Source organism: Ovoidimarina sediminis (genome assembly GCF_032586175.1).
GTDB classification, from domain to species: Bacteria; Pseudomonadota; Alphaproteobacteria; order Rhodobacterales; family Rhodobacteraceae; genus Ovoidimarina; species Ovoidimarina sediminis.
The window spans coordinates 13,990-26,865 of record NZ_JAWHTE010000013.1; the positions used below are offsets into that span (position 1 = coordinate 13,990).

Annotated in this window: 11 protein-coding genes; 2 read left to right on the forward strand and 9 right to left on the reverse strand. The window is 62.7% G+C overall.

What is annotated here, in order from left to right; all coding sequences use genetic code 11:
• Positions 1-49 precede the first annotated feature (49 nt).
• Positions 50-1,063, forward strand: a complete 1,014-nt coding sequence (locus RXV90_RS15080) for an NAD-dependent epimerase/dehydratase family protein (protein ID WP_316649658.1) — start codon at positions 50-52, stop codon at positions 1,061-1,063.
• Between the two features lie 19 nt (positions 1,064-1,082).
• On the opposite strand, the gene RXV90_RS15085 is transcribed toward RXV90_RS15080, so the two are convergent.
• From RXV90_RS15085 to RXV90_RS15110, 6 genes are read right to left on the reverse strand one after another with little or no spacing between them, the layout of a single operon-like run.
• Entirely contained in the window at positions 1,083-2,354 is a 1,272-nt protein-coding gene (locus RXV90_RS15085; RefSeq protein WP_316649660.1) for a glycosyltransferase, read from the reverse strand.
• Positions 2,347-3,594 carry a glycosyltransferase family protein gene (locus tag RXV90_RS15090; protein ID WP_316649662.1) on the reverse strand — a complete coding sequence of 416 codons (1,248 nt, stop codon included), beginning with the start codon at positions 3,592-3,594 and terminating at the stop codon, positions 2,347-2,349. The genes RXV90_RS15085 and RXV90_RS15090 overlap by 8 nt, the downstream gene beginning before the upstream one ends.
• Complete coding sequence (locus RXV90_RS15095) at positions 3,591-4,760, reverse strand: ABC transporter permease (protein ID WP_316649663.1); 1,170 nt, start codon at positions 4,758-4,760, stop codon at positions 3,591-3,593. Before RXV90_RS15095 ends, RXV90_RS15090 begins: the two co-directional genes overlap by 4 nt.
• The gene (locus RXV90_RS15100; RefSeq protein ID WP_316649665.1) at positions 4,757-5,755 is read right to left on the reverse strand and encodes an ABC transporter permease; all 999 of its coding nucleotides are present in this window, start codon (positions 5,753-5,755) and stop codon (positions 4,757-4,759) included. Before RXV90_RS15100 ends, RXV90_RS15095 begins: the two co-directional genes overlap by 4 nt.
• Positions 5,748-7,664, reverse strand: a complete 1,917-nt coding sequence (locus tag RXV90_RS15105; protein ID WP_316649667.1) for an ABC transporter substrate-binding protein — start codon at positions 7,662-7,664, stop codon at positions 5,748-5,750. Before RXV90_RS15105 ends, RXV90_RS15100 begins: the two co-directional genes overlap by 8 nt.
• Entirely contained in the window at positions 7,661-9,586 is a 1,926-nt protein-coding gene (locus RXV90_RS15110; protein WP_316649668.1) for an ABC transporter ATP-binding protein, read from the reverse strand. The genes RXV90_RS15105 and RXV90_RS15110 overlap by 4 nt, the downstream gene beginning before the upstream one ends.
• Positions 9,587-9,673: 87 nt before the next feature.
• On the opposite strand from RXV90_RS15110, the gene RXV90_RS15115 reads away from it, so the two are divergent.
• Positions 9,674-10,630, forward strand: a complete 957-nt coding sequence (locus RXV90_RS15115) for a glycosyltransferase (RefSeq protein WP_316649669.1) — start codon at positions 9,674-9,676, stop codon at positions 10,628-10,630.
• Here the strand turns inward: RXV90_RS15115 and RXV90_RS15120 are convergent.
• Genes RXV90_RS15120 through RXV90_RS15130 form a run of 3 tightly spaced genes read right to left on the reverse strand, consistent with a single transcriptional unit; the run spans position 10,627 to position 12,823 of the window.
• Positions 10,627-11,262 (reverse strand): histidine phosphatase family protein, encoded by a 636-nt coding sequence (locus RXV90_RS15120; protein ID WP_316649670.1) that lies wholly within the window; start codon positions 11,260-11,262, stop codon positions 10,627-10,629. The two genes, RXV90_RS15115 and RXV90_RS15120, sit on opposite strands and share 4 nt — an antisense overlap.
• A complete protein-coding gene (locus RXV90_RS15125; RefSeq protein ID WP_316649671.1) occupies positions 11,255-11,749 on the reverse strand; it encodes a class I SAM-dependent methyltransferase in 495 nt (164 codons plus the stop codon). Before RXV90_RS15125 ends, RXV90_RS15120 begins: the two co-directional genes overlap by 8 nt.
• Before the next feature lie 60 nt (positions 11,750-11,809).
• Positions 11,810-12,823: a glycosyltransferase family 4 protein gene (locus tag RXV90_RS15130; protein ID WP_316649673.1), complete on the reverse strand. Its 1,014-nt coding sequence runs from the start codon at positions 12,821-12,823 to the stop codon at positions 11,810-11,812.
• Between the last annotated feature and the right edge of the window lie 53 nt (positions 12,824-12,876).

Genomic DNA, 12,876 nt, shown 5'->3' on the forward strand with positions numbered 1-12,876 from the left:
ACCATTGCCTGTAAGGCTTTGAAGGCATTCAAAAGCTTCGCAAGGTCAAATGACACGCGTCCTCATTACTGGCACGGCCGGCTTTATCGGCTTCCACCTCGCCCGGCTGCTTCTGTCCGAAGGCATGCGCGTCCATGGCTTTGACGGGATGACCGACTACTACGACGTGACGCTGAAGCAGCGGCGCCACGCCATCCTGCTTCAGAACGAGGGCTTCAGCGCCACCGAGGGCATGCTGGAAGAGGCAGAGCTCGTCATGCGCACTGCCGAAGAGTTCGCGCCAGACGTGATCGTCCACCTCGCCGCACAGGCCGGGGTGCGTTATTCCCTCGAAAACCCGAGGGCCTATCTCGATAGTAACGTGATTGGCACGTTCAACGTGATGGAGGCAGCGCGTGAACTGAAAGTTCGCCATCTGCTCATGGCATCGACCTCCTCGGTTTACGGCGCGAACGAGGACATGCCTTTCCGCGAAACCGACAAGGCCGATACACAGCTTACGATCTATGCCGCCACGAAGAAGGCGAACGAAGCGATGGCGCATTCCTATGCCCATCTATGGGATCTTCCGACGACCATGTTCCGCTTTTTCACGGTGTACGGGCCATGGGGCCGGCCTGATCTTGCCCTGTTCAAGTTCGTGGACGCGATCCTCGATGGCCGCCCGATAGACATTTATAACCACGGCGAGATGTACCGCGACTTCACCTTCGTCGATGATCTGGTGCAGGGAATTCGCCTGCTTATCGACGCGGTGCCGGAACGACCCACGGATCCCTCGGATATCGCCACTTACGACAGTCTTTCCCCCGTCGCGCCATTCCGTGTTGTGAATATCGGAAACTCCGACAAGGTGCGGCTTCTCGATTTCATCACGGCAATCGAGGACGAACTCGGAATCGAAGCCAAGCGCAACTACATGGATATGCAGCCTGGGGACGTTCCGGCCACCTGGGCCAATGCAGAGCTTTTGCAGAACCTGACCGGCTACCGCCCGGAAACAGATATACGCAACGGGATACGCGCCTTCGTGAAGTGGTTTCGCGAATACTATCAGCGCTGAAAGGTTACTGCTCAGGCGCTCACGTTTCGAGAAGCTTCACGAGCCGCGCAATACCCGGACGCGCATCGAAAGCAGTGCGTACCCGCAACTCCGCTGCCGCGCCAAGCCGTGCCCTCATATCCGGATCGCGGGCACATCGTTCCAAGGCCGCGCTAAGTGCTTCGGCATCGCCGGTCGGCACGAGACAACCCGTCACGTTATCCTCGATGAGTTCGGGAATGGCGGAAAAAGCGGTTGCGACGGATGTGAGCCTCTGGCTGGACGCCTCGAGCAGGACGTTGGGTAATCCGTCCCGGTCGCTATCCGCCCCTGCCTGGCTCGCCAGTACGAAGAGATCGGCGCGCCGGAGCGCCTTTAGCACCTCTTCCTGTCCCTGCTGACCCGACCACGTGATACATCGGCCAAGACCCAGGCCATCGGCCTCGGCCTTAAGCCGGGCAAGTTCCGGCCCTCGCCCAATATGTTCGAACCGCCAATTGAGATCGGACGGCAATGCGGCCAATGCTGCAAGGATCGTGTCATACCCTTTCTTCGGGACCGCGCGTCCGACGCTCAAAATCCTCACCGGATCTTCCGGGTCATTGCCGTCGCGCGGTGGGCGCGGCGCTGCTCGCACACCGAACCGATCGAGATCTAGGCCGTGATAGCAGAGGTGAACCACCGCATCTGGTGCCAGGCGCCTAAGCCGCTCAAGCCCCACCTGCGTGCAGGTCACAGTCCAGCGCGCATCCACGAGTTTCTCTGCGAGTTCCCAATCCGGCGACGTCCAGATGTCCTTGGCATGCGCCGAAATCGAGAATGGTACTCCCAGAACTGCGGCTGCATAACGTGCGACAGACGCAGGGGTGTGGGCGAAGTGGGCATAGATGTAGGCTCCGTCAGCCACTGGACGCTCGGCCGCCAAAACGAGCGCCTGCGCAAAACGCAGCCATCTGTCCCTCGTGCCGTCTCGCCGAATATCACGCACGAAGAGACGCAGCGCACGCCAGAACCCTTCCTTCCGGAGTGTCGAGAAGATTGCGTTTAGTATCCGGCGCGGCGCTTCTCGAAAGCTTTCCGGTAGATAGAGCACCGGCGCGTGAATCTGATCATGGATTGGCTGGGTAATCGCATCATAAGGGCGCCTGAGTGAAACGATTTCGAGATTGAGCCCCGCCTCCTGAAGCCCCAGTATTTCCTGCGCGACGAAGGTTTCCGATACACGCGGATAGCCTTTTACAACGATAAGATACCGCCTGCCATCATGTGCACCGGCCGTCGCGCTATTACCTTCGTGCGAAGGCTCACCCATTCGCCGCAGCGGCATTCGGCGAGGCGTCGACCTTGAGCCACTCGCCCACATCCGCCACGATCCTGGCCTGCCCGCCGAGATCAGCCATGCTTGTTCCCGATTGCGAAGGACGCGGCCGGCCAGGCAACGCTCGAAGCGCCTCGGCCAAGACTTCCGGGTCCCCAGCCTGCTCGGGCAATAGCATCGTTGCAAGGCCCAGAGCAGACGCCCGCTGTGCCCTGATCAGCTGTTCCTCTCGCGGTTGGGTGCGAGGCAAAAGCAGTGAGGGACGGTCAAATGACAGGATCTCGCAGAAGGTGTTGTACCCCGCCATGCCTACCACTGCCGACGACCCGGCCACCAAGTCCTCCAGCCGGTTGTCGAAATCGATCATCTGCACCGCATCGAGCGTGCCGCCGATCGCCTTCAACTCCTCGCGCGCCTTTGACGGCAGGTAGGGCCCTAGTGTCACCAATGCAGGCGGCATTGGCCCCCTCGCAGATGCATAGGCCGAAAGAACCTGGCGGATCACAGCTTCACCATCTCCTCCGCCACCGGTGGTAACGAGAATATAATCGTCGAAGTCCGCTCCCCCGAGACGAGCTGGCGCAAACTCACGTGCCTGCCGACGAAGGAACCCGGTATAGCGCATTCGCTTCTGAACAGATTGTGGTACCTGCAGCCCCTTCAGTGGGTCATTGAACCCGTGCGGGCCGTAGACCCAGATTGTGTCGTAGTAGCGCTGCACTTTTTCCATGGTGCCCGCATCGTTCCATTCTCGCACCAGGAGACGTGGCGCATCCATTACTTCGCGAAGACCGAGCACAAGACGGGTGCCCGCTGCTTGCAACATCTGAAGCGTATCCTCAATCTCCCCGCGCAGCCCAACCGGCTCTTTATCCACGATGAAGATATCGGGTTTGAAGGTCTCGGCCGTATGCTTGATGATCGTGCGGCGCATATTCAGCGTATCAGCAAGAGGAATATGCTGCTCAAGCGAGGTGTATTCTCCGTTGCGAAGCTTGATCACACTCGGGATTTTCACGAAATCCACGCGGCTGCGATAGTCGAACGCCCCGGCGATCGTCGCCCCGGAAATGATCAGTACCGACACTCCACTGTACGCCTCGACAAGAGCATGCGCGATCTCCCGGCACCGTCTGAGATGGCCCAGACCGAACGTGTCGTGGCTATAGATCAGGATGCGCGCATTTGCGTACGACCGTTGGGTCGCCCCATTATCACCTGCCGCGTCAGTCATCGGTACGGGTCCACCGCATCACGCAAACCATCCCCCAAGAAGTTGAACGCCAGTACCACCAGGACGATGGGAAGCATAGGCCAGAGCAGCCAAGGATAGAGAACTATGACTTCTATGCCGCGAGCCTCGGTGAGAAGAATACCCCAGCTGGTAATCGGCGGACGCAGACCCAGCCCAAGGAAGGTGAGCGCCGTTTCTCCTAGAATCATCGCTGGGATACTGAGGCTCGCGCTCGCGATCAGGTGCGACATGACCCCCGGGATCAGGTGCCGCCCGATGATCCGACGGGCCGGGGCGCCCATTATCTCGGCTGCAGTGATGTAATCCTCTTCCCGCAGGGCGAAAAGCTTCGATCTAACGGCCCGCGCCTGCCCCGTCCAGTCCAGCATCCCTAGGATCACCGTGATCCCGAGGTAGACGAGGATGGGGCTCCAGGACACTGGGATAATCGCGGCCAGCGACATCCAGAGCGGGATCGATGGGATCGACTGCAGCACCTCGTTCAGCCGCTGCACAAACATGTCGAAGGCCCCGCCCCGATATCCTGCAATGCCGCCCATGATGATGCCCAGCGCAAAGCTCACCGCCGTCCCAAGAAGACCGATGGTCAGCGATATCCGCGCACCGTAAAGGATACGTGACAGCACATCGCGCCCCAGCCGATCGGTGCCAAGCGGCGAAAACCGCCCGTCTTCGGCCGGACAGACCAGATGCAGGTCGCCAGGGATCATTCCCCAGAATTCATAGGGGTCGCCCCGGCAGAAGAACCGGAGCTTCTGCACATCCGTCAGATCATCCTCATAGACCCGTCGCAACGTCGCCATGTCGAGGGTCATGTTCTGCCCGTAGACGAACGGCCCCACGAACTCGCCCTCATGGAACAGGTGGATCTGCTGCGGCGGCGCATAGATGAAGTCGAGGTCCCGGGTCTCAAGCCCATAGGGTGCCAGAAACTCGGTGATCAAGAGCGACCCATACATGAACGCGAGGAAAAAAAGCGACACCATCGCGACCTTGTGGCGCTTGAACTTGAGCCACATGATCCGCTTCTGCGAGGCGCGCCCCAGTTCCGCACCGGCCCCACTCGCCTCCGCTTGCGGCTCGAAAGGGAGGTCCGAGACATAGTGCTTGAGCGGCGCACCCGGCACCGGCAGGGGCTGGCTCATTTCCGCGACCCCCCGTCAAGCCGGATCCTTGGGTCTAGTATGCCAAGTGCAATGTCCGAAATCAGCACCCCGATCACCGTCAGGAACGCTAGGAACATCAGGAATGAACCGGCAAGATACATATCCTGCGCCTGGAGCGCCCGGATCAGCATCGGCCCCGTGGTCTCGAGCGACAGGACGATCGCGGTGATCTCGGCGCCCGAAATTATCGCCGGAAGCAGCGACCCGATATCGGCGATGAAGAAGTTCAGCGCCATCCTGAGCGGGTATTTCCAGACCACCCTGCGGGGCGACAGGCCCTTGGCCCGCGCGGTTACCACGTATTGCTTCCTGAGTTCGTCCAGAAGGTTCGCCCGCAGACGCCGGATCATCGCCGCGGTGCCGCCCGTCCCGATTATCACCACCGGAATCCACATGTGTTCGACGACCGACCAGAACTTCGGCCAGCTCATCGGCTCGCCCACGAACTCGGCGTCCATTAGGCTCCCGATCGAGGTCCCGAACCAGATATTGGCGAAATACATCATGATGATGGCCAGCATGAATTGCGGGATCGCGATCCCGAGAAGCCCCAGGAAGGTCAACCCGTAATCACCCCAGCTGTACTGATGCGTGGCGGAGTAAAGCCCTATGGGAAACGCCACGATCCAGGTGAAGATGATCGTGAAGAACGACACAATGATCGTCAGGTAGAGCCGGTCACCCACCACATCGTTCACCGGCATCCGGTAGTCGAACGAATAACCGAAATCGCCCTGCAACAAGCCCCAGGCCCAATGCAGATAGCGGATCGGAAGCGGGTTGTCGAAGCCGTAGCGCGCCTTCAACTCCTCGATTTCCTGAAGGTCCGCGCTTTCGCCTAGAACTCGCAGCTCCTGCACGTAGCTTTCAAAATAGTCGCCCGGCGGCAACTCGATGATCGCAAACACGAGCATCGAGATGAAGATCAGGGTCGGAACCATGATAAGGGTCCGCCGGATGACATAGCTAACCATTGGAGGTGTCTTCGCGGTCTAGCCAGAACTGGTCGGGGTTGTAGATGCCGAGGTTCGACGTCGGATGATATCCGAACAGGCCGCTTTCAGGGATGTTTCTGAGGTCAGCCGCGTGCAGGATTGGTTGAGGCGCCTGGTTCACCGTGCCGATCGAAAAGACTTGATCGGCATGGATCTGCAGCATCTCGGCCCAGATCGCCTCACGCTGATCCTTGCTTTCCGAAACCTTCCATGCGTTCATCAACTCGACCAGCCGCTGCACTTCGGGCAGCGTCGGCGCCTCTCCCTGCGCGCCACTGGAAAGGTAGTTCACCCCCCAGATCGGCCATTGCAGCTGATCGTCGGTCGTTGGGGCCAGTTCTCTCGGGGACATGTCTGCACTTGGCACGCCGTTGTCGAGACCAGCCCAGATCGACATCACGACCTCGCCCGCCAGAACCCGGCTGCGGAAGATATCCCGCTGCGAGGACCGGGTCCAAAGCTCGATCCCCACCCGCCGGAAGTGATCGCCCACGAGTTCGAGCGCATCAGTTTCGAGCGAGCTTTCGCCGGCGGTCTCGATCAGAATGCCGGCGACATTCCCGTCCGGCAACTTCCGCAAACCGTCCGCACCAGCCGCCGTAAACCCGGCTTCATCGAGAAGTCTGTTGGCCTGATCCGGGTCGTAGTCAACATAGGATCTTGCGTATTCCGGCTTGTAAAGCGGGCTTTCCGGCAAGACCGTGTTCGCGCTTTTCTGGCACAGTCCGAAGAACAGCGCCTGGTTCAGCTCGTCGCGGTCGATCGCAAGCGACAGGGCACGCCTGACCCGCACATCCTGGAACATCGTCCGCCAGACCGGATCGGCGCAAGTCATATTCGGATAGAGCGCCAGCCGCGACCCGGCGCTTTGCCGCCATAATGAGACCTTCACCGGATGCCGCTTCTCGGCCTCCTTCAGCACGGTATAATGCCCGAAGGTGATTGTCCGGTACTGTAGATCGGCGTCGCCCGCCGCCACCTTGGCCGGAATGACTTCGTAGGAGCTGACATTCAGAAGGTATCGGTCGACGTAAGGCAGTTGCTGCCCACGCTCGTCGACCCTGTGGAAATACGGGTTCCGCTCAAATACGTACTGCTGTGCAGGCGGCGCGGTGCGCGGCCGCCAGGGCTCAAGCGTCGGCAGATCGGGATTTTCCGGCCGGTTCTGTCGCGACATCTTGGTGTGGAGCGCCCTCCAGTGATCCACGCGCTGTTCCACGACATGGGCATCAAGTGTCGCCTGGTCCTGATATGCTTGATGGAATTGCTTCATATACGCCGCCGGCAACACGATCCGCGGCGGCACCGGGGCCGCAAGGCTCGGCAGGAATTCCGGGTTTGCCACCGTCCAGCTGTAGCGGATCGTCACCTCGTCGATCACCTCGACGGTCGGGATCTCCTCGTCCGGCTTCATCTCCAGCGGCACGCCCGGCAGCTCGCCATGCATCATCACGTCTTCAAACGAATAGCGCAGGTCTTCGGTGGTAAAGGGCGTGCCGTCCGACCAGCGGTGTCCTTCGCGCAGGACGAACGTAAAGATTCGACCTTCTTGAACGTCGAACTCCTGAAGGATGTCGGGTACGAAATTGAATTCGCGGTCATATCCCACAAGCCGAGAATAGCCTAAGATCGGCATCACGCGCACATCCTTCTGGCTCCCCACCAGCATGCGCACCTCGCCGCCATAGCGCCCCGGCACCCCGCCCAGCGCGGCGGTGTCGATCACCCGCGGCACCTTCGGCAGCCGCGCGCTCATCTCCGGCATGTCGCCCGCCATGATCGCGTCTGTTAGGAATGGCGGGCCGCTCAGCCCGAACGCCGGCGCCGCCCCAAAGGTCACTCCCGCCGACAAAAGCCCCAAAGTCTCGCGCCGCGTTAATCGTTTCATCCTGCCTTCGCCTCCAATTGATTGTCCGCCCTCATTCGTACCTGGTGACCTTCACCGATATCGATCAGCTGAAGCCGCTCGCCGGGCCGCTCGACGAAGGCATCGGGCCAAAGCTGGCTCGCCTCCGTCGCCGATGTCCCGGCCCGCGAGATATCCATCTTGTGATCGGGGTCGGGATGCGGCACCGCCGAAAGAAGCGCACGGGTATAGGGATGCGCGGGGTCTCGCAGAATCGCCTGGCTCGGCCCGATCTCGACAAGCCGGCCCTGCCACATCACCGCGATCCGGTCGGCCATGTAGTTGATCACCGCCAGATCGTGAGAGATGAACAGGTAGGACAGATCAAGCTCCCGCTGCAAGTCTTTGAGAAGGTTCAGAACCTGCGCCTGCACAGATACGTCGAGCGCCGAGCTCACTTCGTCGCAGACGATCAGTTCCGGCGCCAGCGTCAGCGCCCGCGCGATCCCGATCCGCTGTCGCTGACCGCCGGAAAAGCTGTGCGGATAGCGCGAGGCCGCGCTTTCCTCCAGCCCGATCGCCTTGAGAAGGGCCGAAACCGTCTCGCGCCGTTCCTCCGGTGTCCCGCGCTCGTGAATGTCCAGTGGCTCGTTTAGGATCGAGCCCACGGTCATCCTTGGCGAAAGCGACGATATCGGATCCTGAAAGATCATCTGCATCTGTGTCCGGAGCCCGTCCAGCGTCTCGCCACTGGCGCCCAGAACATCGATCGGCCCCGTCCCGTTGTCGAATGTGACCGATCCCGCGTCGGCCTCGACGGCGCGCAGGATCATCTTGCCGACCGTGGTCTTGCCCGACCCACTTTCACCCACCAGCCCCAGGCACTCGCCTGGATAGATCTCGAAACTTACGTCATCCACCGCGGGTGTCCCCGCATCCGCCTTCTTGAAGAACCACGACTGCGATTTCTGGGTGAAGGTCTTTGAAAGGTTCTTCACCGTCAGGATTGGCGTTTGCTGCTTCTCGCCGCCACGCATATGCGGTGGCGCCACGAGGTCGCGCAGCCGGTCGGCATTCTCCACCGGGATCTCCCGCAAGGGCTTCAGGCGCGTATCCCGCTCGGTGTCGAAGGTCGGGATCGCGCTCAGCAAGCCCTTCAGGTAGACATGTCCCGGGTTCCGGAAAATCGCCTCAACTGGCCCCGCCTCCATCACCCGGCCATTGTACATGACCACGACCTCGTCGGCGATCTCCGCCACCACCCCGAGGTCGTGGGTGATCAGCAGGATCGCCATCCCGAACTCTTCCTGCAACTCCTTTAGCAGAAGAAGAATCTGGGCCTGGATCGTAACGTCCAGCGCCGTGGTCGGCTCGTCGGCGATTAACAGCGCTGGATCACAGATCAGCGCCATCGCGATCATTGCCCGCTGACGCATCCCGCCCGAAAGCTCGAACGGGTACATGTCGAACACCCGCTCGGGGTCCTCGAACCCAACACGGCCCAGCATCTTCACACAGCGGGCGTGAATATCCGTCTTCGACATCGGCTTGTGGATCCGCAGTACTTCCGAGATCTGGTCGCCGATCGTGTGGAGCGGCGAGAACGAGGTCATCGGCTCCTGAAAGATCGTCCCGATCCGGTTGCCCCGGATCGCCCGAATTGCGCGCCCGTCATGGGGCAGCGACAACAAGTCCACGGGCGGTTCGCCATGGCCTTCGTCGAAAAGAATTTGGCCGGTGACTTTCGCACCGGTCGTCTGAAGCCCAAGAACCGTCTGGCTTGTCACGGTCTTGCCAGAGCCGGATTCTCCCACAAGTGCGGTCACTTTCCCAGGCAGCACACGCAGGCTTGCGCCGCAGACCGCCTCGAACTCACCCCTCAACAAGGGGAACGTCACCCTAAGGTCCTCGACCCTCAGAATGTCCCGCCCTTCCGTCGCGATCAGCGTTTTCATTCCGGTCATACGACCCATTCGCTCAGGGACATGCATGAGCGATTGACGCCATCTAGTGTTCGGCGATGATACAAGTTTACTTCCCCGGAGACCCCCATGACCGTTCCGCCTAGTCTACGGACAAAGTTGAATACGGCAAGCGTGCTGATCGCCGAAGGTAGACTTGAGGCCGCCGAAGATGCCTTGCGTGAGATCGCGCAGACGGACCCCGGCACCGCGCTCGGGCCTCTGACGGCGATGGGAATGCCCCGTCGGCTTCAGTCGGCATGGCTGAAACTCGCCAAGGCGCGCGGCGACGAAGATCGGAAATTCGCGCTTCAATATAGACTCATCCCACCCGAGGAACAGATTCTAAGTATCTTCACGGAAAACGCTTTTTCCAGATCTAAATACGTCGCGGCGCAGGATGCGCCGATTCCCCGGACGCTCCACCAGATCTGGGTCGGAGGCCCGCCCCCCGAAACCACCAAGGCCTGGGCGGCGGAGGCCGGCGCCTGGGGCTGGGATTATCGGTTGTGGGACGAGGCAGCGCTTGAGAGAATCGGCGTGACGGAAGACTCGGCATGGCGCCACATGCGGCACCGCGACGATTTGCCCGGTGCCGTTGATGTTGCACGCTACCATCTTCTTGCTCACTCGGGCGGCGTCTACCTCGATTGCGACTGGATGCCGGTGCCCGGCGCACCGCTCTCCGCGGCGCTCCCTGCCCGCGGCCTCTCTGCCATCGCCGAGGCGACACCCCGCCGCACCGGCACCGGCAGCCCGTTTCTCAACAACTCGGTGATCGCGACACCGCCAGACCACCCGGTCTTCCGCCAGCTGATCGCGCATCTGCCAGAGGTGATCCGCCGCCTCCCCAAGGGTCCCGCTTGGTGGGTCACGGGGCCGCTCGTCTTTACCCTTGCCGCCCGCATGGGACCCATGACGATCCTCGATGCGCGCCTCTCGTCCCCGCCCCTGACCGGTGATCGTTCGTCGGTCGACGCCGCCCTCCAGCGCCTCGCGGACGAAGGTTCACCGCCCGTCCTCGCCCCCTGGAAACCCTGGGGCTAAATCCCGCGCATCCGCACCCGATAGGCCGCGGTCTCCATAAGCCGCACCGACCCGCCCGGCTCCAGCGCATAGGCCGCGTCCTGCGGAGCGTCCTCTTCCAGCATCACCTCAAGCGGCATCTCGGCATGCAGCGCACGGAGGATCCGGCCCGCCAGCCCGTGCGAGATAAGCACATGCGCGCAATCAGCCCGCGCCGCGACATCCTGCAGCGCGGGATCGAGCCGCGCCACCATGTCATCCAGGCTCTCACCACCGGGTCCGTGGAAGATCCAGGTACGCCCCGGCCGACCGGCCCGCGCATCGGGCCATCGCGCCGCGATTTCCGCCCGCGTATGCCCGTCCCACGCCCCCATGCTCACCTCTCGGAAACGCGCATCCACCTCCAGCCCAACACAGGTCGGCAGCACGGATTGCGCGATTTCCGCGGTCTCCATCGCGCGGCCCTGCGGACTGACCACCAGCCGCACCGGCGCGTCACCCAGCACTTCGGCCAGCATCTCGCCCACGACCCGCGCATGCCCGCGGCCTGCCTCGGTCAGCCGGGAATCGGATCCCCCCTGGTACCGGCCCTCCGCGTTGAACACCGTCTCCCCGTGCCGCATCAGGAACAGGGGAGCCTTCGGATCACCCACCGCCAACCACCCTCCGGTACAGGAAATACCGATCCGGCGCGATCCCCTCGGGCACCGGCAGGGGCGCGAGCCGCGCATCCTTCAGCGGCAGGCCCGACACCGCGATCCCGCCTTCGGCCAGCACCCCCGCCATCAGCGGCGCCAGCCAGATCACCGTGGCCGCGTCGATCTCGTCATAGGCCGTCCCGATATCGGCATGCGCCAACGCCGCCGCGCCGCCAACAAACCCCTGCGCGGTTTCCGCGATCTCGCCCAGGACCAGGTCGCCCTCGTCCGGCACCGACGACTTGTGCGCCGCCAGTGCCCGGTCGAAAGCCACGATCCGCCGCCCTGGGAACAGCTCGCGCAAATGGCTGTAGGTCCGCCCGTTTCCAAGCCCGATCTCTAGGATCGCACCGGTCTCCGGCACCCCGAGGACGGCGGCCACGTGGTTGAGGATATCGCGCTGCGCCACAAGTCGGCGGATCACGCTGTCCAATCGGCTCATCTGCTGCTCCTTTCCGGTCCGGGGGCCTTGGAACCCGAATTCCGCGCCGACCGCAACCGCTCAGCCCCAGACCCACCGATCGAGGATCGCAGACAGCCGCTCCGCCGCCGCAGGCAGATCGTGCCGCGCCCTCACCCGCGTCCGTGCCCCTTCGGCCAGCTGCGATCGCAGCGTCGCGTCCTCGAAAAGCCGCCCCAGGACCTCCGCGAATTCCGTGCTATCATCGGCCAGAAGCCCGGTTTCGCCATCGGCCACCACCTCCGGCACCCCGGCGGTTCTCAGCGCCGCCACCGGCACCCCGGCGGCCGCGGCCTCGAGATAGGCGATCCCGAACGCCTCCCCGCATCCCGGCCAGGCAAACACTGACGTCCGCGACAGCATCTCGCACACCCCCGCCCGATCCAGTTGTCCGGTAAAGGAAGTGCCCGTAACCCCCTGAAACAATGCCTCTATCTCGCTCCGCGCCGGCCCGTCGCCAACGATCGTCAGCCGCAGGCCGCGGTCGCCCAGCGCCCGCATCGCGCCGGCCAAAACTGCAAAGCTCCGCGCCTTGTCACCCGCCCGCATCATCGCAACCGCCACCAAGTGTCCAGGCTCGGGCGCAGGCCGCACGTCCAGAAAGGCGCGCGCATCGATGAACGGCGCCAACCGCGCCACCCGTAAGTCTGGATCGATCTCGTGAAGGCCCTCCTCGTCCCGCGCCGTCAGCGCAACGTTCACCGCCGCCCCGCGCGCCGCATCAAGCGCCTGCGCCTGGAACTCCGCCCAAGCCCCGACCGAGCGCCGCGCCGATTGCGAGGCCTCGACCGTCACCCAGGGCACACCATGCGCCCGGCAAAGCGGCGGGCCAAGAAGGTCGGGCGACTTGTAGTAGGGGTGATAGGACAGCCACAGATCCGGCTTCCCCTCCCGCGCCCACGCGCGTTCGATCCGCGCCCGCTCGGCCCCCGCGGCGGCATGAAGGGCGGCATGGCGGCCGTGATCCTCGGAGTCCTTCAGATAAACCCTTAGATCCGACACAAGCGAAGCCGCGTATCCCGCCGCCTCGAGTGCGGCCATCAAAAGCCGCGCCATCTCGCGCTCTCCCGAAGGCGCAGGGTGGCTCGGAGGCTTCAGGGGCGCGTAAA

Coding starts and splice junctions, on each gene's coding strand:
- RXV90_RS15080 (WP_316649658.1), top strand. CDS start 50: ATGACACGCGTCCTCATTACTGGCACGGCCGGCTTTATCGGCTTCCAC.
- RXV90_RS15085 (WP_316649660.1), bottom strand. CDS start 2,354: ATGGGTGAGCCTTCGCACGAAGGTAATAGCGCGACGGCCGGTGCACAT.
- RXV90_RS15090 (WP_316649662.1), bottom strand. CDS start 3,594: ATGACTGACGCGGCAGGTGATAATGGGGCGACCCAACGGTCGTACGCA.
- RXV90_RS15095 (WP_316649663.1), bottom strand. CDS start 4,760: ATGAGCCAGCCCCTGCCGGTGCCGGGTGCGCCGCTCAAGCACTATGTC.
- RXV90_RS15100 (WP_316649665.1), bottom strand. CDS start 5,755: ATGGTTAGCTATGTCATCCGGCGGACCCTTATCATGGTTCCGACCCTG.
- RXV90_RS15105 (WP_316649667.1), bottom strand. CDS start 7,664: ATGAAACGATTAACGCGGCGCGAGACTTTGGGGCTTTTGTCGGCGGGA.
- RXV90_RS15110 (WP_316649668.1), bottom strand. CDS start 9,586: ATGACCGGAATGAAAACGCTGATCGCGACGGAAGGGCGGGACATTCTG.
- RXV90_RS15115 (WP_316649669.1), top strand. CDS start 9,674: ATGACCGTTCCGCCTAGTCTACGGACAAAGTTGAATACGGCAAGCGTG.
- RXV90_RS15125 (WP_316649671.1), bottom strand. CDS start 11,749: ATGAGCCGATTGGACAGCGTGATCCGCCGACTTGTGGCGCAGCGCGAT.
- RXV90_RS15130 (WP_316649673.1), bottom strand. CDS start 12,823: ATGGCGCGGCTTTTGATGGCCGCACTCGAGGCGGCGGGATACGCGGCT.